This window comes from Massilia sp. Root335 (assembly GCF_001425685.1).
Taxonomy (GTDB): Bacteria; Pseudomonadota; Gammaproteobacteria; order Burkholderiales; family Burkholderiaceae_D; genus Telluria; species Telluria luteola.
On record NZ_LMCY01000014.1, the window covers coordinates 12281 to 12638 of the forward strand.

A 358-nucleotide genomic window follows, 5' to 3' on the forward strand; every position below is an offset into this window, starting at 1 on the left:
CTCCTACGATGGCGGCTTGTACGCGGAACTGGTGCGCAACCGCGTCTTCAAGGATGACGACAAGACGCCGGTGCACTGGTCGGTGGTGCAGGATGCCGGCGGCAGCGCCGCGATCGCGCTCGACCGGCGCTTTCCCGTCCCCGCCACCGCCCTGACCACCAGCCTGCGCCTGGACGCCGCGCGCGCCGCGCAGGGCCACCGGGTCGGCATCGCCAACGCCGGCTACTGGGGCATTCCGGTGAAGCCGAACACCCGCTACCGCGCCAGCTTCTACGCCAAAACCGCCGGCGCCGGCGGCGTGCCGCTGACCGTCAGCATCGAAGGCACCGACGGCAAGACCGTGTACGCGCAGGCCGAG

At 71.5% G+C, this 358-nt stretch carries 1 pseudogene; it reads left to right on the forward strand.

The window, feature by feature from the left end:
* Nucleotides 1–358: pseudogene (locus ASC93_RS29635) on the forward strand (hypothetical protein); the annotation flags it as partial.